Below are 20,034 nucleotides of genomic sequence, written 5' to 3'. Positions count from 1 at the left end.
CGGGCCCGCCCGATGACGGACCGGTCGAGTGCTGCTACGAGAGGGGGTTCTGGGTGAGCAGGTGTGCCTTGAAGCCCTCGCCGTACGTGCTGGTGGGCGTGCCGTTGTAGTCGGTGATGAGCACGTTGCCCTGGCTGCAGCCCCACGGGTTCCAGGTCCAGGCCGTGTACCCGACGCCGTGCGCGTCGGCCCAGCTCATCACCTGGTCGATGTAGTCGTGCGCGCAGGAGTTCTGGCCGATCTCACCGGCCTGCACCGGCACCTGGGCCGCGACGGCGCCGACCTGGCTATTCCAGCAGGCGGTGTTGGAGCAGGTGTTGAAGTTGTAGGTGTGCCAGGCGGCCATCAGGTTGCCGGTCGGATCGGTCGGCTTGTACGTCAGCCACTGGCTCAGGTCGTTGGACCAGGCCAGCCCGCCCAGCATGATCACATTGGTGGCCCCGGTGGCGCGCACCGTGTTGACCAGCGACTGCATGCCGGCCACCTGGTAGCCGATGCCGGTACAGGTGCCGCCGTCGCGCCAGCACTTCCAGCCGGCGGTCGCGTCCCAGTTCGCGGCCGCGTCCGGGTAGGGCTCGTTGAACAGGTCGAAGACGACCGCGTTGTTGCCCTTGAAGGCGTTGGCGACCCCGGTCCAGAACGTCGGGGCGTACTGGGCGTCGGGCATCGGCTTCTGGCAGGTCGCCGTGGTGTCGGAGCAACCGGCACCCTGACCGGTGTACAGGCCGTAGTTCCAGTGCATCTCCACGATCGGCGTGATGCCGTTGGCGACCAGCAGGTTGACGTAGTCCTTGACGTTCTGCTGGTACGCGGGGCCGCTGGGGGTGCCGTTGGTGCCGTTCCAGCACTCCTCGTTCAGCGGGATCCGGACCGTGCGGATGTTCCACGCCTTCATCGCGTCGACCGAGGCCTGATCCACCGGGCCGCTGTCCCACATGCCCTTGCCCTGTACGCAGGCGAACTCGCCGCTGGCCCGGTTGACGCCCAGCAGACGGTAGGTGGCGCCGGCGGCGGTGACCAGCCGGTTCCCCGAAACGTGCAGCACGGGTGCCGCGCCTCCCGTGCTGCCGTCGTTGTCGGCCTCGGTGGCGTTCACCGTCACCGAGGTCAAACCGCTGGATGCCACGGTGATCGGCCGGGTGCCGTTCGTGGTGTCGCTGTCCTCCGCGGCGCTCAACGTCACCGTCTGCGGGGTGTTCCAGTTGGCCGTGGTGAAGGTCAGGGAGGCTCCGCCGGTCACGGTGATGTTGGTGTCACCGGTACCCGCCGTACTGGTGACCGTCACGTTGCCGGTCGGCTGGGAGCGCAGGCGGACCGTGTAGCCGCTGGTCCCGCCCTCGGGCACGCTCACGCTGGTGGCGGAGACCACCAGCGCCTGTTGCGTCCCTCCGGCGCCGGTCCCCGTGCAGGAGACGCTGGGGTTGGTGTTGGCGCCACCGGTGTACGTGCCGTTGAAACCGAGACTCCAGGTCGCCCCGGCGGGCTTGGCGGCGTTGTAGGAGACCGGGTTGACGGTGATGGCCGCACCCGCCGGGGTGGGGGTCGCCGGAGTGGGCACACCCTCCCACATCTGGGTGATCACCTGATTGTTGGGGAAGTCGAAGCTCAGCGTCCAGCTGGTCAACGCGTCGCCGGTGTTGGTCACCGCGATGGTGGCGCCGAACGCGCTGCCGTTGTCCCAGCTCTTGGTATAGGTGGCCGAACACGACACGGCGGCGTCGGCCGCGCTCTGGACGGCGGCGAGGCCGAACCCGGCCAGCACCACAGCTACGGCGGCCGTCAAGGCCCTGCGTAACACGATCGGCATGGGAGCCCTCCGTGACGAAACCGATGGACACCGCTTTCTCGAAGCGGCCGAGCTCCGACACTTGGGAGCGCTCCCAACGATCTGTCGCCCCGATTCGCCTCGCAAGAGCCTCCCCACGCCTCAGCGCGCGGCACCTACGCCGACCTTGGACAAGGCCGACGACGCTGCTGAAACTTTCAGCCGGCCTCGGCCAGGATCAGGGTGAAGTCCCCGGCCAGGTCCGTGTAGCGACGGCGCACCTTGAAGCCCGCACCCACAAGCTCCGCCCACAGCCCCTCCGGCCGGAACTTCGCGCTGATCTCCGTCCGTACCTCCTCCCCCTCCGCGAAGTCGGTGACCAGCCCCAGCCCACCGATCCGCACCCGCATGTCGCGGCTCGCCCGTAGCCGCATCTCGATCCATTCCTGCCGCTCGTCGTACAGCGCCACGTGCTCGAACGCCTCCGGGTCGAAGTCCGCCTCCAGCTCCCGGTTGATCACCCGCAGCACGTTCCGGTTGAAGGCGGCCGTCACCCCGGCCGGGTCGTCGTAGGCCGCCACCAGCCGCTCGGTGTCCTTCACCAGGTCCGCCCCCAGCAGGAACGTGTCTCCTGGCTGGAGCGTGGCCCGCAGGTCCTTCATGAACAGCTCGCGCGCGGCCGGTTCGAGGTTGCCGATCGTGCCGCCGAGGAAGGCCACCATCCGCCTTCCGGTACGCGGCAGCAGCGCCAGATGGCGCTCGAAGTCGGCGCACACCGCCTTCACCCGCAGCCCGGGGAAGCGCCCGGCCAGCCGGTGCGCCGCCTCCGTGAGGGTGACCGCGTCGACGTCCACCGGCGTGTAGACACGCGCGGCGAGCGCCTCCAGCAGCAGGACGGTCTTCTCGCTGGTGCCCGAGCCCAGCTCGACCAGCGTGTCCGCGCCGCTGGCGGCGGCCAGGTCCGCGGCCCGCGCGCGCAGGATGGCCAGCTCGCGCCGGGTCGGATAGTACTCGGGCAACCGGGTGATGCGGGAGAACAACTCGCTGCCCGCCGCGTCGTAGAACCACTTGGGCGGTAGCCACTTGGGCACGGCTGTCAGCCCGGCCCTGACATCATGTTCGAGCGCCTGGCGCAGATAGTCGCGGTCAAGATAGTTGATCACCTGCACGGTCGACTGGCTGACAGGCACGATGCCTCCTGAAGTGGGTTACAACGGCTGGACGCGTACGTCGTCATGGGTGACGGTGAGCAGGCTGCGCTCGGGTACGGCCTGCCATCCGGGCAGGTCGTCGAGCGGCTCGCTGGCCACCAGCACGCCGTCGTGGAGTCGGTGATGGAAGAGGGTGTCGCCCCAGACGGTCGCGGCGATCGACGCGCCGTCGCAGGCGAGCAGGTTCAGGCGAGCGCCAGGGTCCTTCTCCCCGGCGCGGACGACCACCTCGGCGAGCGCCTCGCCCAGGCCCAGCCCGGCGTGCCCGCGCTGGAACACGGCGGCGGCGACCCAGGCGGCGTCGCACGCGCTCTCGGCGCTGTCGGCCAGGTCCCTGACCGCGTCCCGCTCGACACGCCCGTTGTGGCTGAGCAGCCACCGCCCGTCGGTGAACGGCGCGGTGGCGCTCTCCTCGATCGGCATGCCGACGGTGGCCGAGCGTACGGCCGCCAGCAGGCAGGTCGAGCGGGCGATCCGCGCGAGTCCGGGCAGGTTGGCGTCGGCCCACATGGGGATGGCACGGCGATAGCGCACCGGGTCCGGGCTCTGCTCATACCAGCCCATGCCGTACCCGTCGGCGTTGATCATGCCGTAACGCTGCCGCCGCGGCGCGTACGACTGCTTCAGCAGGCCAAATTCCGGCTCGTGGATGAGCGCGGCGAGCGGGCGGGCGGCGCCCAGCCAGGCCGCGTGCCTGCACACGTTAGACCAGCTCCGAACGGGCGCAGCGGAAGCCGCTGAAGATCTGCCGGCGGATCGGGTAGTCCCAGTTCCTGAACGTGGTCCGCACCGCCGCCGGATCGGCCGCCCAGGAGCCGCCGCGCAGCACCCGGTACTCCTCGCCGAAGAACACCTCGCTGTACTCCTTGTACGGGAAGCTGCGGAAGCCGGGGTAGGGCTGGAACCACGAGGCGGTCCATTCCCAGACGTCTCCCACCATCTGCTCGGCCCCGTAAGGGCTGGCCGCGGCCGGGTAGGCGCCCAACGGCGCGGGATGGGCGGCGCGATGCCCGAGGTTCGCCCGCTCGGCGCCTGGGGCGTCCTCACCCCAGGGATACCGGTGCGCTTTCTCTGACCGGGCGTCCCAACCGCAGGCCTTCTCCCATTCGGCCTCGGTGGGCAGCCGCTTGCCCGCCCAGCGGGCGTAGGCGTCAGCTTCGTACCAGGACACGTGCTGGACCGGCTCGTCCATCGGGACCGGCTCGCTGCGCCCGAAACGGGTACGCCACCAGGCGCCGCCATCCCTGACCCAGAACAGCGGGGCGAAGACGCCGCTCCGCTGCCGCCACTGCCAGCCCTCCGCGGACCACCAGCGCGGGTCGTCGTAACCGCCGTCCTCGATGAACGCCGCGTAGGCGCGGTTGCCGACAGGCAGCCGGTCGATCGAGTACGCGGGCAGGTCCACCCGGTGCGCCGGCCGTTCGTTGTCGTAGGCCCAGGGCAGCGTGTCGGTACCCATGAGGAAGGAGCCCGCGGGCACGAAGACCTCTTCCGGACCCCCACTCCGCCCGGGCGGAAGGTCGCCGTCGCGCACCAGCCCGGGTTGCCCGGACAGTTGCAGGGTGGCGAGCATGGTCTCGTCGTGCTGATGCTCGTGCTGGATCACCAGGCCGAACACGAAGCCGTCGCGGTGCAGCGGGGCGGGCCCGTCCAGGTCGATCGCGTCGAGGACGTCGAGCACCCGCCCGCGTACGCCCTCGATGTAGCGGCGGGCCTCGGCCGGACCCAGGAAGGGCAGGCTGGGGCGATCCTTGCGCGGTGTCTTGAACGCGTCGTAGATGTCGTCGATCTCGGGCCGGAGCGGGTCGATGCCCCCGGCCTCACGCAGCACCCAGAGCTCCTCGTAGTTGCCCACGTGCGCCAGGTCCCAGACGAGCGGCGACATCAGCGGGGAGTGCTGGCGTACCAGCAGGTCGTCCTCCGCGGCCGTGTAGGTGAGTGACCGGTCGCGCACCGCGATGAGCTCGGCGGCGATACGTTCCTTAATGTCGTTCATTCCCATCCTTCGTCGCTCGGCCAGTTCGGAAGATCCAGCAGGTAGGAGGCCGGTGAGCGGCCCGTGCTCACGTGCCGGTCGGCGAACGCGGCCACCTCGCCGACCAGACCGGGACCCGCGCCGCAGCGCGGCAGCGCCTCCAGCGCGGCGCGGAAGCACTCCTCGGCGGCCCGGCGCAGGCGCGGCTCGGCCAGCCCGCACCGCGCCGCCACCCCCCAGAGCTGCCGGTACGGCTCCGCGGCGGCCATCGCGGCATCAGCGGCGCGGTCGTCGGTGACCAGGGCATGGGTCACGGCCACACAGACCGGCCAGATCGCCGGGTGCTGGGCGTCGAGGTAGCGGATCTCCAGCCACCCCCGGGGCCGCACCGGTGGAAACAGCGTCGTGGCGTGGTAGGCCAGGTCCTCGGCGGTGGGCCGCCGCCGGCCGTCGGCGTTCAGCCAGTCGCGGAAGCTGGAGCCGTCACGGATGGTGTGATAGCTCTGTTCGTCCTCCCGCACCAGCATGAGCCGGGCATCCAGCAGGTATTCGGCCCAGTCCGCGGCGGGATCATCCGAGGCGGGCACGGGCGAGGTTCTGGTGCGGTCGAGGTGATCCCAGACGGCCTGACGGCCCGACATCCAGCCGCACGGCCGGCCATCGCGCAGCGGCGAGTTGGCGAAGGCAGCCATCAACACGGGGCCGAGCGCGTGCGCCCGTTCCCAGCGCGCCACCGGCCGCTCGCCCAGGTCCAGGTTGACCTGGATCGACGCGGTCGAGCACATCATGAGCTGTCCGTACGGCACGCCGAGGAACTCGGCCATCGCGTCGTACCGGGGCAGACGCAACTGGCGCCGGGCCGGCCGTAGCGGATCGAGACCGACACCGGCCAGCACCAGCCCGGACGCCCGCAAGGCGGCGCGTACGGCGGCCACGTCGGCGGCCACGCGGGCCAGCGATTCCGTCAACGGGCCTGTCGGGCCGGACAGTTCGAGCTGTCCGCCCGGTTCGAAGGTCAACCGGCTGCCACCGGGCAGCTCGGGCATGGCCCGCTCGATCCTGGCCAGCGGGACATGCCTCGTTGCCGACGTACGGTCGAAGATCAGGAATTCCAGCTCCACGCCGACCAGGTCCGCGGCGGCGGGACAAAAGCAGCGACGCGCGAAGTCCACCACCTCCGAGGCGTCCTGCAACGGCGGACTCTCGGCCGTAAGCCCGATCATCGTTTCCCCTTCGCGTGGCGCATGGGTCTGTGATGGTCCAGCGGTCCACCGCAGGCAACGGTGGCCCCATCTACAGACCCACGAACCGCGCGAGCGTTACACGCGAATTTCGAGTAAGGGATTTCGGGTAGTTGGATGAGCAGTCACATGGGGGGCTCGCGCCTCATGACCGCCGGCGCTCGCGGAACGCGGACATGAGCCGATCGCGCACGTCGGCGGGGAGTTTCTCCGGGGGCGGGTCGCCCAGGGAGACGATGGTCGCGCGGAACTGTTCTAAGTAGCGGCCGCACCCCTCGCAGGCGGCCAGGTGGGCGTGCACGCCCTCGCGCTCGGGCTGATCAAGGGCGTCGTCAAGGTAGGCGGTGAGGAGTTCCACCAGCTCGCCGCATGTGAAGCGCTTCACGACGTTGACCGCCCTCGTCTGCTGAATGAACCGTTTCACCTATTGTGCCGCCGCGCGAAGCGGAAGTGGTCAGTCCGGCCGTCTCACGAACTCGAAGTGGTCAGTCCGGCTGTTTCGCGAACTCGAAGTAGTCCGCCAGCCACCCGCGCACCGCGACACGGGCGCGATGCAGCAGGACCCGCTGGTTGGCGGCGGAGATCTTCAGGATCTCGCACACCTCGTCGGAGGTGCATCCCTCCACGTCCCGCAGCGTGATCACGGTCCGCTGCCGGGGCGGCAGCCTGGCCAGTACCTCGCCGATCAGGCCGCGCACCTCCGAGGCCAGCACCTCTTTCTCGGGCGTCGGCCATGCCGCGGGCGGATCCCGCCAACCGCCAGGCGGCACCGGGTCGAGGCTCTGGCCCGCGATCGCGCCGCCATCATCCTTGACAGCGCTCCACGGCAGCGTGCGCCTCTCGCGTACGCCGCGCTTCTTCGCCGCGTTGACCAGGATGCGGAAAACCCACGTCTTGACCGACGAACGGCCCTCGAAGTCGTCGATCCCGCCGATCACCGCCAGCCAGGTGTCCTGGACGACCTCTTCCGCGGCGTGGTCGGTGGGCACGTACGACCTGGCCACCCGGAGCATGCCCCGGGACCAGGTGTCGAGCAGCGCCGCGAACATCGCCTCATCGCCCGCGCGCAGGGCCGGAACGATGACGTCATCCGAAGGCAACTCTCCGCCCGCGAAAGACCCCACAATCGCTTCCCTCCGGTCAGACGTCGGGACATCAATGACATCCAGGTCGAACCGACCCCGGCCTTTACCAGGCTAATCTCCCCCACCGACGTCCATGCGCCCGGGATGCCGGGTCATCGCCATGCGTATGCTCGAAGAAGCGGGCCCCCGGCGAATCGGTGAGGAGCATCCCATGAGTCGGTCGGAAAGGCTGCTCTACGCGGCGAACGGGGTCGATCTTCGCGTCGTGGACCTCGAACTGACCGACGGCGAGCACGTGGAGCAACCCTTCGTCCGTACGCCGCAGGCCGCCGGAGCGGTGGTCTTTCACGCCGGGCGCGCTCTGTTGCTGTGGCGGCACCGCCCGGTCACCGACACGTGGGGGTGGGAGATCCCGCTCGGCGAGATCGGCCCGGACGAGGACCCGGAGCGGGCCGCGGCCCGTCTCGTGGAGGAGCAGACCGGCTGGCGGCCCGGTCCCCTGATGCCGCTGATCCGGATCCGCACCGCCGAGGACGTCGCCGACAGCGACCACGTGATCTTCGTCGCCTACCAGGCCACCCCCGTCGCCACACCGGCCGACGACCAGACTGAGCCGACCGGCGACCATGCTGCACCGGTCGGCGACCAGACCGCGCCGGTCGGCGGCCGGGCTGACGAACGAGAGCGGGCCGAATGGCTGCCGGTGCTGGGCATCCAGCGGCTGATCAGCGAGCAGGCCATCACGTCCGCGACCACGGCGGCGGCCCTGCTCCATCTCCTGGCCGACCTCCTGCAGGCCCGCACGTCACATTAGAGCAGCCAGGAACGCCAAAAACCCCAGGTCAAAAATGACCCATGGGTCGGCGTCACCTGGTCTGACTCCCTGGATGTCAGCGGGTGACCCTTCATGCCCGGACGAGAGTGACGGCGTGACCGCGCGGGCTGGTGACCTTTTCGATGGCGGTGCGCTCCAGGAGGTGCGGGGCGGTGGGCCGGCGGTCGAAGACGATGAGGGTGCCGTGGCTCAGGTCGAGGTGATCGAGGTAACCGTCGAGCTGGTGCAGGCCCTCTTCGACGGGATCGGGCCGTCTGGGGTGATGGACCTTGAGTTCGATGGCCTCCCACTGCCAGCCGCGCTCGCCGTCGGCGTCTGTGTAGGGCCATTGGACGCAGATGTCCATGCGCCCACGGCCCAGGGCGTACTCACGGTCGATCACACCGCCGCCGTTGACCACCCGATGCAGCCAAGCCATGAAGATCAGGTGGCAGGCGGCCTCGTGATAGGTCTCGCGGCTTTGCAGGATCTCGCCGTTGCGCCGCCAGAAGGTGAGGAACCCCTGCAGGATCGCGGGCATGTCGAGCCGCCCGTCCGGGGTGAGGAAGGCTGAGCGGTCGAGCCGGATCTCAGCCTCGACGTCCTGGCTGAGGACGCGCACGATGACTTCCTGATAAATCGGGTTGGCGACCTGGACCGGCGGTTTCTGGGTGATGAGGCCGAGATCGCGGGCGTAGGCGAGGTCATCGTCATAGACGTTCTCCCGAACTTCGCCGGTGAGGAGTGGCTCGATGATGCGCTGGACGCGGTCCTCACGTAGCTTGGCGGCCAGGGAGTCCAGGTGGACGGCGCGGGCGACGATGAGCCGCTCGACCGCCTGGTTCATGTGCTCGTCGGTGATCAACTGGCTTTCCGGGATGCGCATCTTGCGGATGATCTCGCGGGCGAGGGCGTTGACCAGCCACGGCTGCCCCTGGCTGGCGTGGAAGGCGCGCTGGATCGCGTGCGCGGTGAACTCCTGGCCGGTGGCGTCGGTGTGCTGGCCGTACAGCTCGGCCACCTGCTCGAAGGTGAAGTCCGCCAGCCGCATCGACTCGGCGAGGATGTTGAACGGCGAGGGGCCGACCAGCCTTGACGGGTCGCCGCCCGAGGCTGCCTTGTAATCGCGCACGTCACGCATCCCGCACAGCGCCACACTGTGCGGGAACGGCACTGGGAAGCTGTTGTATCCCTGGCGGAGCTGCCGGAGAACGCTGATCAACTCATCGCCCTGAATCGCGTCGATCTCATCCATGAGCAGCACGACCGGGCGCGGGCAGCGGCGAGCCCATGCGGAGAGCCCTCTGAGCAGTCGGTTGCCTCCAGGAGCCTCCGGCCACGGCTCCGGCGGCAGACATTCCTCTGGAAGCCCCGTCGCCTGTGCCATGGCCGCGATCTCGGAGAGAATCCGCACCTCAGCCGGAGCGGCTTGATCGGGCCGGGTGGAGGCACTCTCGCAGGAGATGTACACCGCCGCATACTTGGCCTCGTCCCGCAATTCGGCGGCCAGGGCCTGGAGCGAGGTCGTCTTGCCGCTCTGGCGTGGCCCGCGAATGACGAAGTATTTCTCCTCGTCGATCAGCTCCCGCGCCTCGGGGATCCGGGGAATCGGGGGCAGCATGAAGTGCTTGCCCGGCCGACACGGACCCGTCGTGTTAAAGGACTTCACTCTCTGTACAGTAATGGTTACTTACCTGTCGCGCCCATCGATCTCAGTCCGCGGAACTGTCGTAGGCCGCCAGCACACTGTTGTCCATGGCACACGGTCTGGGCATGAAGAGGGTGCGCGAGGAGCTCGGCCTCGCCGTCTGGGAAGTCGAGCTCGCGGTCGAGACCAGCCTGCTCCGCCGCCTGCCGGACCGCACATTCGACCCCGTCTCGGTTAACGCGGCGAAGACGGACGCCGAGCGCTTCCAACGCCTGCTCGCCGCCGAACATCGCTGTAACGCCACCCAGGCGGCCATCAGACTGGGCATTTCACCTCAGCGTTTCAAACGCCTCGCCGACCGTCTGGCGCCCGTCGCCGTCGATGAGATCCAGAAATACGGCCGGACACTCACCATCCGCTACTACCGCGCCGCCGACGTCGACGTGCTCGCCGACCTCGTCCGGGCCGACACCGAACTGCGCGCCGCGGCCCGGACCCTTTCGCGCTCCGAAGCAGCGCGCAAGGCAGCCGCGACCCGCAAGCTCAACAAGGAGAGGGCGGTGGCAGCACGGGCCCTGCTGCAACGGGCCATGCCCTGTGACAACGGGGACCCGATCCAGGTGCTCGTCTGGGCGCCCTGGCTTCGGTCGGAGAGCGCGGCCCTCGCCGAGGTCGAGCGCCGCCGCCGCAAAGCTCAAACCCGCGTGGAACGCACGGCCCAACGTCGACTCGCCTGGCGTCGCCGGTGGGCGGAGGCGTTGGGACTACCTCTCGAAAGGGTTCCGCAGCCTGCTGGACGGCCCACCCCGAAAGCGATCTCGGCCGCGCGGGACCGGCCACCTCCCTGGGCACGGTTAGGCCGGTCGGTAGATCGAGTAGGAGGGTGAGGTCGCCTCACCCTCTCCTCGCACCACCGGACATGCGGGCCCGCATCCGGCGGGAGCGCCGCTGCTGTCGTTCCTGGACGTGACCGGTGAGAAAGGTCTGGTCGGCGTGAACCCTGACGGCCAGGTGCGGAGAGTCTGTGGGCAGCGGCACCACCTTCCGGACCATCTACCAGCCGTAGGCGGCAGCACCACACCGAGCGCGTCGAAATGGCTCCGAGCAGCGCTGCTCGGAGCCATTTCGACGCGGTTCTTACTTGAAGCGGCGCAGCCGGAGGCTGTTGCTCACCACGAAGACGCTGGAGAACGCCATCGCGGCTCCGGCGATCATCGGGTTGAGCAGACCCAGCGCCGCCAGCGGAAGGGCGGCCACGTTGTAGGCGAAGGCCCAGAACAGGTTGCCCTTGATGGTGGACAACGTGCGCCGGGACAACCGGATCGCGTCGGCGGCCACCCGCAGGTCGCCGCGTACCAGCGTGAGGTCGCTCGCCTCGATCGCGGCGTCGGTGCCGGTGCCCATCGCCAGCCCGAGGTCGGCCTGGGCCAGCGCGGCGGCGTCGTTGACCCCGTCGCCGACCATGGCCACGACCCGGCCCTCGGCCTGCAGCTTCTTGACCACGTCCACCTTGTCGGCGGGCAGCACCTCGGCGATCACCTCGTCGATGCCCACCTCGGCCGCCACCGTACGGGCCACGGCCTCGTTGTCACCGGTCAGCAGAACCGGTGTGAGACCGAGCGCGCGGAGCTGGGTGATGGCCTCCTGGCTGGTCGACTTGACCACGTCGGCCACCACCAGCACGGCACGGGCCTGTCCGTCCCACCCGACCGCGACGGCCGTGCGACCGGCTGCCTGTGCGGCGTGCAGCTCCCGCTCCAGATCGGCGGGCAGGTGCTGGGACCACTCCTCCAGCAGCCGGGGCCGGCCGACCAGCACCGCGTGACCGTCCACGATGCCCTGCACGCCGAGTCCTTCGACGTTGGCGAAGTCTTCCGGCGTGGGCAGTTCGCCGACCCGGGCCGCGGCGCCCTTGGCGATGGCCCGGGCGATCGGGTGCTCAGAGGCGTGCTCCAGCGCCCCGGCAAGGCGCACCACCTTGGCCTCGTCCTCGCCATCGGCGACGTGGACGTCGGTGAGGGTCATGCGGCCCTCGGTGACCGTGCCGGTCTTGTCCAGCACCACGGTGTCGATCTTGCGGGTGGACTCCAGCACTTCCGGACCCTTGATCAGGATCCCGAGCTGGGCTCCCCGGCCGGTGCCGACCAGCAGGGCGGTCGGCGTGGCCAGACCGAGCGCGCACGGGCAGGCGATGATCAGCACCGCGACCGCGGCGGTGAAGGCCGCGCCCACGCCGTCGCCGGTGCCCAGCCAGAAGCCGAGCGTGCCGATGGCCAGCGCGATCACGATCGGGACGAAGATGCCGGAGATGCGGTCGGCCAGCCGTTGCACGGCCGCCTTGCCGGTCTGGGCCTCCTCCACCAGCTTGGCCATCTGGGCGAGTTGAGTGTCGGCGCCCACCCGGGTCGCACGTACGACGAGCCGGCCGCCGGCGTTCACGGTGGCGCCGGTGACCGCGTCGCCCACCCGAACTTCGACCGGCACGGACTCACCGGTCAGCATGGAGGCGTCGACCGCCGACGTGCCCTCCTCGATGACGCCGTCCGTGGCGATCTTCTCGCCCGGCCGTACGACGAACCGGTCCCCGGCCGTCAGCTGGTCGGCGGGAATCCGGCTTTCCACGCCGTCGCGCAACACCGCGACGTCCTTGGCACCGAGCTCCAGCAGCGCCCGCAACGCCGCCCCGGCCCGCCGCTTGGAGCGGGACTCGAAATAGCGTCCCGCCAGGATGAACGCCGTGACCCCGGCCGCGGCCTCGAGGTAGATGTTGCCGGTGCCGTCGGTGCGCTCGATGGTGAACGCGAACGGGTGCGTCATGCCCGGCGTGCCGGCCGTGCCGAAGAACAGCGCCCACAGCGACCAGCCGAGCGCGGCCAGCGTACCGATCGAGATCAGCGTGTCCATCGTGGCGGCGCCGTGCCGGAGGTTGGTCCAGGCGGCCTTGTGGAACGGCCAGCCCGCGTACACCACCACCGGCGCGGCCAGCACCAGCGACAGCCACTGCCAGTTGGTGAACTGCAGCGGCGGGATCATCGCCATCGCGATCACGGGCACAGCCAGCACCACGGAGGTGATGAGGCGGTTGCGCAGGGGTCGGAGTTCGTCCTCCGGCTCTTGTGCGCCCGCCTGCGCCCCCTCCGTCTTGGGTGGGGCGGGGAGCGCGGCCGTGTAGCCGCTCTTCTCCACCTCCGCGATCAACTGCTGCGGATCCACGCCATCGGGGAAGGTCACCTTCGCCTTCTCCGTGGCGTAGTTGACCGTGGCGGTCACGCCGTCCATCTTGTTCAGCTTGCGCTCGATGCGGTTGGCGCACGAGGCGCAGGTCATGCCGCCGATCGAGAGTTCGACCGCGTTCTGCCGGTCATCGGAGACCGAAGTCATCACCCTGCTCCTTTCTCTCGCTCCGCTCCCTCGCTCAGTGGCCGTGGCCATCAGCGCCGTGGCCGCTCGGGGTGGCCGTCGGAGTCGCCTTGGGGAGGGCGGACTGCTCGCCGGCGCCAAGGGTGAAGTCCGCGGTACGGACCTCGCCGTCGTGCTGGAAGTCCAGGAACAGCCGGTAGTCGCCGGTGCTGGGCACCTCGGCGTAGAAGACGATCTCGGGGCCTGCCGGGGTCTTGCCGTCACCGGGCTCACCGTCCGGGTGGACGTGAAGGTAGGCCAGGTCCTTGGCGCGCAGGGCCACCAGGTGGCCGTAGGCGCCGAGGTAGGGCTGCAGGTCGGTGACCGGCTTGCCGTCCTTGGCGACCTTCAACGTGAGCTTGCTCGACTGCCCGGGGGCCAGGTCTCCGTCAAGGGTGACGGTGTATCCGTCGACCGTCACGGTGCGGCTCTCCTCGGGCAGAGCCTTTGGCTCGTAGTCACCCGCCGCCGCCAGGTCGGTGCCCAGTGTCAGCGCTTCACCGCCGACCGGTGAGAAGTCGGCGAAGGCTCGGTACGTGCCCGCGTCCGGCAGCGTCAGCTTGACCGACCACACGCCGTTGTCCGCCTCAGCGGGGTGCAGGTGCTGGAAGGTGCCCAGGTCGCGGGAGACCACGATGAAGTGGAGTTTCTTGTCGTGCTCGACCTTGTAGTCGGTGACCGGCTTGCCGTCGGGGCCGGTCACGGTGAATTGGAAGTCTGCGGGCTCACCGGGCTTGAGCGCCTCGGTGAGTGGGACGAGGGTGTAACCGTTCTCGGACACTTGGAGCCCCCCAGGGGTATCGCTTTTGGCCTGCTGGGTGGCGTGCTGGTCGTGACCCGCGCTCGCGCTCGTGGTGGGCGCCGTCATGGCGCTGTGATCCTCGGCCGGGGGCGTCCCGACCGGCCCTACCGCCTTGCCCGCCCCAAGAGCGCCGCCGAAGACGACGGCCAGCCCCAGGACGTAGGCGCCGAGCTTGGCTGCTGTGTTCACGACTGATTCGCCACTTCGTATCCGGCTTCCTCGACCGCGGCGACGATCTTCGCCGGGTCAATGGAGTCGTCGCTGTCAACGGTCAGCAGTCCGGTGGCCAGGTCCACTTGGACATTGGTCACGCCGGCCACTTCGCTGACCTCTTCTTTGACCGAGCTGACGCAGTGGCCGCAGGTCATGCCCTTGACGGTGTAGGTGGCAGTGCTCATATCGGTCTCTCCTTAAGGTCGATCAGGAACGGACAAGTCTGGCGATGGCGTCGGCGGCTTCCTTGACTTTCGCGTCGGCCTCCGGGCCGCCCTTCCGCGTCGCCTCGGCGACGCAGTGGGCCAGGTGCTCCTCCAGCAGCGACAGTGAGAACGACTTCAGCGCACTGGTCGCCGCGGACACCTGAGTGAGGATGTCGATGCAGTATTTGTCGTCTTCGACCATGCGCTGCAGGCCGCGGACCTGCCCCTCGACGCGGCGCAACCGCATCGCGTGATCCTTCTTGGTTCCGCCGTATCCGGCCATGTCCGGACCTCCCATCCTTCGTCGCCGGCAATAACACCATACCCCCCTACCGTATTCCGGACAACAGAAGCCCAGCGAGACTGACGAAATCCGGGAGGATGAGATGCCACATGTGATGCGCAGGCCGGGCGTGCTCAGCGGGACCCCCTGGCAGGCGCGCTCCTGTACGCGAGCAGTCCGATCAACGTGGTGCTCGCACAGGACCTGGCTCCGGAGTAACCGGCGACCGCGGCCGACATGGTCCTGGGCATGTCGGCCGCCCTCGGGGGTGCGCTGTACGTGGCACTCGGCTGGATCCAGGAACTCGTCGGCTCACGGTGGGCATGGCCATCGGTTTCGCCTTGGTGCTTCCATCAGCGGTGATCGCCCTCGTCGCGCTTCGACGCCGGCGAGAAGTGGGCCGGTAGCACTTGACAGATACCCCCCGAGGGTATTCATTAAGCCAGCAATACCCCTCGCACACGAACCCGCCTCTCGCGGAATCGTTTGCGAATCACATACCCTACCCCCGTATAGCATGGAGAACCGCTGATGTCTGCTCCATCTCCCCGGCGATGGGCCGCCCTGGCCCTGATCGCCACCGCCCAGTTCATCGTCATCATGGACACGTCGATCATCGGCGTGGCCCTCCCCCGCATCCAGGAAAGCCTCGGCTTCTCCCAGGAGAACCTGTCCTGGGTCTTCAACGCCTACGTCGTCGCGTTCGGCGGCCTGCTGCTGCTCGGCGGCCGACTGTCCGACCTGTTCGGCGCCCGCCGCGTGTTCGGCGCCGGCTGGGTCATCCTGCTGGCCGGCTCGCTCGTCGCCGGCATCGCCCCCGAGGTGTGGGTGGAGCTGGCCGGCCGCGTGATCCAGGGCGCCGGCGCCGCCCTGATCGCGCCGTCCGCCCTCACCCTGCTCATGATGCTCTTCGGCCACGACCCCCGGGAACTCACCAGGGCCATGGCCCTGTACGGCGCCGCCGCCCCGGCGGGCGGCACCGCCGGCGTCTTCCTCGGCGGCGTCATCACCGAATACCTGAGCTGGCCCTGGGTCTTCTACATCAACATCCCCATCGCCATCGTGGTCCTGCTGGCCAACAAGCCGCTGATGCCCGCCGTACAGTCCCAGCGCGGCTCCATTGACGTGGTCGGCGCGCTGACCGTCACCGCCGGCCTCGCCTCCGCCGTGTACGCCATCGTCCGGGCACCCGAGATCGGCTGGGGCTCGGCGGAGACCTGGCTCGTGCTAGTCGGCGCCGTGGCCCTGCTCGGTGGCTTCGTCGCGATCCAGGCCCGCCGCCGCGAGCCGCTGATGCGACTGTCGATCTTCCGTGCTCCGAACCTCTCCGCCGCCAACCTGACCCAGCTGCTGCTCGGCGGCGCGTGGATCCCGATGTGGTTCTTCCTCAACCTCTACCTGCAGCAGGTGCTCGGCTACAGCGCCTTCCCGAGCGGCGCGGCGCTGGTGCCGATGACCGTCCTCATCATGGTCGGCATGATCGTCCTGGCACCCCGCGCGATCGGCCGCTTCGGCCCCAAGGCGACCACGGTGGCCGGCCTGGCCCTGCTCGCCGCCGGCATGGGCTGGCTGTCACTGATCAGCCCGAACGGCAGCTTCGCCACCGACGTACTGCCCGCCAGCCTCGTCGCCGCCCTCGGCATGTCCCTGGCCTTCATCCCCTCACTCGGCACCGCCATCTCCTCCGCCCGCCCCGAGGAAGGCGGCCTGGCCTCCGGCATCGTCAACACCAGCTACCAGGTCGGCTCCGCGCTCGGCCTGGCCGCCATGACCGCCGTCGCCGCCGCCAACGGCGCCGGACAACTCGGCGACCTGCCCGCCCTGACCAACGGCTTCTCCTCCGCCTTCATCGGCGCCGCCGGCATCGCCACCGTCGGCGCCCTGCTCGCCGGGCTGACGCTGCGCTCCCACCGCACCGAGCCGGCCACGTCCGAGCCCGCCACCACGCACAACGGCCACTGACCACTGGGAGAGCTGCGCGACTTCGACGACAAGACCCTCGCGCCGTTCGCTGAGACGCCGGCCGTTCTCCCGGCTCCCCGTTCCAGGGAGCCGGGAGAAGCTCCTCAGCTCGGCCAGAGCTACTTGAAAAACGAGAAACCCCAGCTCAACTTAGGTGAGCTGGGGTTTCTGTGCGGTGCGCCGCCAGGGACTCGAACCCCGGACCCGCTGATTAAGAGTCAGCTGCTCTAACCAACTGAGCTAGCGGCGCTTGCAGAGAGGAATATACCGGCACTCCGCATCCTGGTCGAATCGGTATCACCCGTCTGCCAGCCGCTAGAATAAAGTTCGGCAAGCAGACAGGAGCATCGATGTTCGACTCGCCCGCCGACGTGACCGAGCGGCTCGCCGCCGTTGACTATCTCTCCGACGACGCCATCTCCACCTCGGTGTTCCTCGCCGCCGCCCTCGGCAAGCCGCTGCTGGTCGAGGGCCCCGCGGGGGTGGGCAAGACGCAGCTGGCCAAGGCCGTGGCGCTGGCGACCGGCGCCCAGCTGGTCAGGTTGCAGTGCTACGAGGGGCTCGACGAGGCCAGGGCCCTGTACGAGTGGAACTACAAGAAGCAGCTCCTGCGCATCCAGGCCACCAGCGCCGACGATGACATCTTCAGCGAGGAGTTCCTGCTGGAGCGGCCGCTGCTCAAGGCGATCAGGGCCGGGGTGCCGACCGTGCTGCTCATCGACGAGACGGACAAGGCGGATGTGGAGGTCGAGGGGCTGCTGCTGGAGCTCCTGTCGGACTTCCAGGTGACGATCCCCGAGCTGGGCACGATCAGCGCGGTCCGCAAGCCGTACGTCGTGCTGACCTCGAACGCGACCCGCGAGCTGTCCGAGGCGCTCAAGCGGCGCTGCCTCTATCTGCACATCGAATACCCGACGCCCGAACGCGAGCGCGACATCGTGCTCAGCCAGGTGCCGACGATCCGCGCGGACCTGGCCGAGCAGCTGGCCAGGACCGTCGCCACGCTGCGGGCCATGGAGCTGAAGAAGGCGCCGTCGGTGGCGGAGACGGTCGACTGGGCCAACACACTGCTCGCGCTCGGGCGCGACGAGCTGGACGAGCCGACGGTGGCGGGCACGCTGGGTGTGGTGCTCAAGCACGCCTCCGATCATGCTCGCGCGGTCAAGGAGCTCGGGCTGCCCTCATGAGTGATACCTCGCTGGTCGACAGGCATGTCGGGTTCGTGCACGCGCTGCGCGAGGCGGGGCTGCCCGTGTCGCTGGCCGAAGGGCTCGACGCGGCGCGGGCGCTGCGGGTGATCGATCTGACCGAGCGCGAGTCGCTGCGCGCCGCCTACGCGGCGACGCTGGTCAAGAAGCCGGGGTACCGTCCCGGGTTCGACATGCTGTTCGACCTGTGGTTCCCGTCATCCACGACCGGTCTGTACGACGAAAGCGCCGTAAAGAGTGACACCGCCGAGCTCAGTGAGCTGCGTGACCAGCTGGCCAGGCTGCTGACCAGGGGCGGTGAGGCCGAGATGCGGGAGTTCGCCAGGGCCATGGTCGGCCGCTTCGGCCGCCAGCCGGCGGGTCCCGGCCGCCAGAACTGGTTCTCCTACAGCGTCCTGCGCGCCCTGTCCCCCGAGACGCTCATGGCCCGGATCCTCCAGGAGGTCCTGGCCGGGCAGGAGCGCGGCGGCCTGGCCGAGAAGACCGCCCGCCAGCGGGTGAACTCCGGCATCAAGCGCTTCGAGGAGGCGGTCGCCACCGACGTGCGCCGCCGGATCGCCGAGGACTCCGGCGTCGAACGCATCGCCCGCTCGGCCGTACGCCCCCCGCTCGACCAGCTCGACTTCCTGCGCATCACCAAGGCGGACCTGGCCAGGCTGCGGCGCGAGGTCTACCCGCTGGCCCGGCGCCTGGCGGCCAGGCTGACGATCAAGCACAGGAAGGGGCGGCGCGGGCGGCTAGACTTCCGCCGCACCATGCGGGCCTCGCTGCAGAGCGGCGGTGTCCCGCTGACCACCCATTTCAAGCCGCCCCGGCCGCACAAGCCCGAGCTGGTGATCCTCTGCGACACCAGCGACTCGGTCTCGTCGTTCGCGCACTTCACGCTGCTGCTCACGTACGCGCTGAGGGAGCAGTTCACCAAGGTACGGGCGTTCGGGTTCGTGGACACGGTCGACGAGATCACCCGCTTCTTCGTCCCCGGCGCGGACGTAGTGGAGGCGATGACCCGGCTGGCCAACGAGGCGGACATGGTCCGCTTCGGGCGCACGAACTACGGCCACTCCTTCGAGCGGTTCGCCGAGCGCTACGGCGACGCGATCGGCCCCAGGACCTCGCTGCTGATCCTCGGCGACGCCCGCTCCAACTACCAGCCGGCCGCCGTCGACACCCTGCGCGCCCTGGCCGCGAAGGCCCGCCACGCCTACTGGCTCAATCCGGAGCCCCGGCGGCAGTGGGACACGGGCGACTCCATCGCCACCGACTACGACGCGGTCGTGCCGATGTACGAGTGCCGCAATGTCGCGCAGCTCAGCGCGTTCATCCAGGACTTGGCCTAGGCGCGCTGGAGCTCCCGGGCGGCGGTGCGGGTGAGCAGCTCGATCTGCTGCTCGTCGAGCACCTCGCCGGCGGTCGCCTTGACGCGCCGGGCCGCCAGGCTCGGCTTGAGCAGCGTGAGGCCCTCCGCCGTGACCTGGCCGCCGCGCGGCAGCAGGCCGCAGTGCACGGCGAGCAGCGGCGTGATCGTCACCGGGATGCCGGTCTCGCGGGTCAGCAGCTCGGCGAAGGCATTGGAGGTCTCGACGAGAGACTTGGCCACCTTGGTGCCGTACTTCTCGCCGAAGAACAGCCGCCCGTTGTAGGTGGCGATCTCGGTGTCGGGGCTCCACGACTCGTTGTCGATGGCCCACAGGCCGCCAGGACCGATCACCAGGTGGTCGATGGACGCCTGATCCCTGATGGCCCGGCCGTCCAGGACGCTGTAGCCGAGCTTGCCGAGCGAGCGGCGGAGCATCCGGCCGGTGATCACCTCACCGCGCCGCCGGCCACGCCAGACCGCGGTCGCGTGGAAGGAGCGCCAGGCGAGAAACCAGTCGACGCCGGCCACGATGCCCGCGAAGGCGACGCCGTAGAAGGCGGTGAGCGCCAGGTCGAACCGGATCGCCAGGCCGATGCCGGCCACGAAGCCCACGCCCGCCTTGATCATCCTTGATCGCTTGCGGTTGTTCGCGTCCTCCCGCCAGAACTTCTCGTAGTACCACTGAGGCGAGGCCCCAGTGAACTTCTCGTCCTGCTGCACGTAGATCGAGCCACCAGGCACGGCAAACTCCCCCAATGAGTCGCTGAACCATCAGGATCTGCCACGCCGAAGATCCCTCGCTGAGTCAATTAATACCCCACCTGACCCCAACGGAAGCAAGGGGACCCTAAGGTGACGGAAATAG

The 20,034-nt window shown here is 69.3% G+C and carries 18 protein-coding genes and 1 tRNA gene; 5 read left to right on the top strand and 14 right to left on the bottom strand.

Annotation, left to right across the window (positions count from 1 at the left end; all coding sequences use genetic code 11):
• Nucleotides 1-34: 34 nt before the first annotated feature.
• The 7 genes from AB0J16_RS17430 to AB0J16_RS17400 all read right to left on the bottom strand — a co-directional run bounded on the left by AB0J16_RS17430 (nt 35) and on the right by AB0J16_RS17400 (nt 7,316).
• Nucleotides 35-1,807: a cellulase family glycosylhydrolase gene (locus AB0J16_RS17430; RefSeq protein WP_358540039.1), complete on the bottom strand. Its 1,773-nt coding sequence runs from the start codon at nt 1,805-1,807 to the stop codon at nt 35-37.
• 176 nt (nt 1,808-1,983) lie between these two features.
• The gene (gene egtD, locus AB0J16_RS17425) at nt 1,984-2,955 is read right to left on the bottom strand and encodes an L-histidine N(alpha)-methyltransferase (RefSeq protein ID WP_358540036.1); all 972 of its coding nucleotides are present in this window, start codon (nt 2,953-2,955) and stop codon (nt 1,984-1,986) included.
• Nucleotides 2,956-2,973: 18 nt separating this feature from the next.
• A complete protein-coding gene (gene egtC, locus AB0J16_RS17420) occupies nt 2,974-3,678 on the bottom strand; it encodes an ergothioneine biosynthesis protein EgtC (protein WP_358540033.1) in 705 nt (234 codons plus the stop codon).
• Nucleotide 3,679: 1 nt separating this feature from the next.
• Nucleotides 3,680-4,972: an ergothioneine biosynthesis protein EgtB gene (gene egtB, locus AB0J16_RS17415; RefSeq protein ID WP_358540030.1), complete on the bottom strand. Its 1,293-nt coding sequence runs from the start codon at nt 4,970-4,972 to the stop codon at nt 3,680-3,682.
• Entirely contained in the window at nt 4,969-6,174 is a 1,206-nt protein-coding gene (egtA, locus tag AB0J16_RS17410) for an ergothioneine biosynthesis glutamate--cysteine ligase EgtA (RefSeq protein WP_358540027.1), read from the bottom strand. The genes egtB and egtA overlap by 4 nt, the downstream gene beginning before the upstream one ends.
• 163 nt (nt 6,175-6,337) lie before the next feature.
• Nucleotides 6,338-6,577, bottom strand: a complete 240-nt coding sequence (locus tag AB0J16_RS17405; protein WP_358540024.1) for a zf-HC2 domain-containing protein — start codon at nt 6,575-6,577, stop codon at nt 6,338-6,340.
• 100 nt (nt 6,578-6,677) lie between these two features.
• Entirely contained in the window at nt 6,678-7,316 is a 639-nt protein-coding gene (locus AB0J16_RS17400; RefSeq protein WP_358540021.1) for a sigma-70 family RNA polymerase sigma factor, read from the bottom strand.
• A 172-nt stretch (nt 7,317-7,488) separates the two neighbouring features.
• Between AB0J16_RS17400 and AB0J16_RS17395 the strand changes: the two genes are divergently transcribed.
• A complete protein-coding gene (locus AB0J16_RS17395; RefSeq protein ID WP_358540018.1) occupies nt 7,489-8,091 on the top strand; it encodes an NUDIX domain-containing protein in 603 nt (200 codons plus the stop codon).
• Nucleotides 8,092-8,182: 91 nt separating this feature from the next.
• Here the strand turns inward: AB0J16_RS17395 and AB0J16_RS17390 are convergent, their stop codons facing one another.
• Complete coding sequence (locus AB0J16_RS17390; RefSeq protein ID WP_358540015.1) at nt 8,183-9,760, bottom strand: ATP-binding protein; 1,578 nt, start codon at nt 9,758-9,760, stop codon at nt 8,183-8,185.
• Between the two features lie 86 nt (nt 9,761-9,846).
• Here AB0J16_RS17390 and AB0J16_RS17385 point away from each other — a divergent pair, with 86 nt between their 5' ends.
• A complete protein-coding gene (locus AB0J16_RS17385; RefSeq protein ID WP_358540013.1) occupies nt 9,847-10,626 on the top strand; it encodes a hypothetical protein in 780 nt (259 codons plus the stop codon).
• 250 nt (nt 10,627-10,876) lie between these two features.
• Here the strand turns inward: AB0J16_RS17385 and AB0J16_RS17380 are convergent, their stop codons facing one another.
• From AB0J16_RS17380 to AB0J16_RS17365, 4 genes are read right to left on the bottom strand one after another with little or no spacing between them, the layout of a single operon-like run.
• Entirely contained in the window at nt 10,877-13,120 is a 2,244-nt protein-coding gene (locus AB0J16_RS17380) for a heavy metal translocating P-type ATPase (RefSeq protein WP_358540010.1), read from the bottom strand.
• 34 nt (nt 13,121-13,154) lie between these two features.
• Nucleotides 13,155-14,129 (bottom strand): hypothetical protein, encoded by a 975-nt coding sequence (locus AB0J16_RS17375; RefSeq protein ID WP_358540008.1) that lies wholly within the window; start codon nt 14,127-14,129, stop codon nt 13,155-13,157.
• Nucleotides 14,126-14,338: a cation transporter gene (locus AB0J16_RS17370; RefSeq protein ID WP_358540005.1), complete on the bottom strand. Its 213-nt coding sequence runs from the start codon at nt 14,336-14,338 to the stop codon at nt 14,126-14,128. Before AB0J16_RS17370 ends, AB0J16_RS17375 begins: the two co-directional genes overlap by 4 nt.
• A gap of 22 nt (nt 14,339-14,360) precedes the next feature.
• Nucleotides 14,361-14,642, bottom strand: a complete 282-nt coding sequence (locus AB0J16_RS17365; RefSeq protein WP_357956311.1) for a metal-sensitive transcriptional regulator — start codon at nt 14,640-14,642, stop codon at nt 14,361-14,363.
• A 531-nt stretch (nt 14,643-15,173) separates the two neighbouring features.
• Between AB0J16_RS17365 and AB0J16_RS17360 the strand changes: the two genes are divergently transcribed.
• Entirely contained in the window at nt 15,174-16,604 is a 1,431-nt protein-coding gene (locus AB0J16_RS17360) for an MFS transporter (protein WP_358540002.1), read from the top strand.
• Between the two features lie 176 nt (nt 16,605-16,780).
• Here AB0J16_RS17360 and AB0J16_RS17355 read toward each other — a convergent pair.
• Nucleotides 16,781-16,854 (bottom strand) — tRNA-Lys (locus AB0J16_RS17355).
• A gap of 100 nt (nt 16,855-16,954) precedes the next feature.
• Here AB0J16_RS17355 and AB0J16_RS17350 point away from each other — a divergent pair.
• Both AB0J16_RS17350 and AB0J16_RS17345 read left to right on the top strand, forming a co-directional pair.
• Nucleotides 16,955-17,791 (top strand): MoxR family ATPase, encoded by an 837-nt coding sequence (locus tag AB0J16_RS17350; protein WP_358178300.1) that lies wholly within the window; start codon nt 16,955-16,957, stop codon nt 17,789-17,791.
• Nucleotides 17,788-19,149 (top strand): VWA domain-containing protein, encoded by a 1,362-nt coding sequence (locus AB0J16_RS17345; protein WP_358539999.1) that lies wholly within the window; start codon nt 17,788-17,790, stop codon nt 19,147-19,149. The genes AB0J16_RS17350 and AB0J16_RS17345 overlap by 4 nt, the downstream gene beginning before the upstream one ends.
• On the opposite strand, the gene AB0J16_RS17340 is transcribed toward AB0J16_RS17345, so the two are convergent.
• Complete coding sequence (locus tag AB0J16_RS17340) at nt 19,146-19,910, bottom strand: nuclease-related domain-containing protein (RefSeq protein WP_358539996.1); 765 nt, start codon at nt 19,908-19,910, stop codon at nt 19,146-19,148. The genes AB0J16_RS17345 and AB0J16_RS17340 overlap by 4 nt on opposite strands.
• Nucleotides 19,911-20,034 lie beyond the last annotated feature (124 nt).

Origin of the sequence: Nonomuraea sp. NPDC049750 (assembly GCF_040659625.1) — a bacterium.
Classification (GTDB): Bacteria; Actinomycetota; Actinomycetes; order Streptosporangiales; family Streptosporangiaceae; genus Nonomuraea.
The sequence above is the reverse complement of the archived record's forward strand: the minus strand, read 5'-3'. Positions and strand labels throughout refer to the sequence as shown.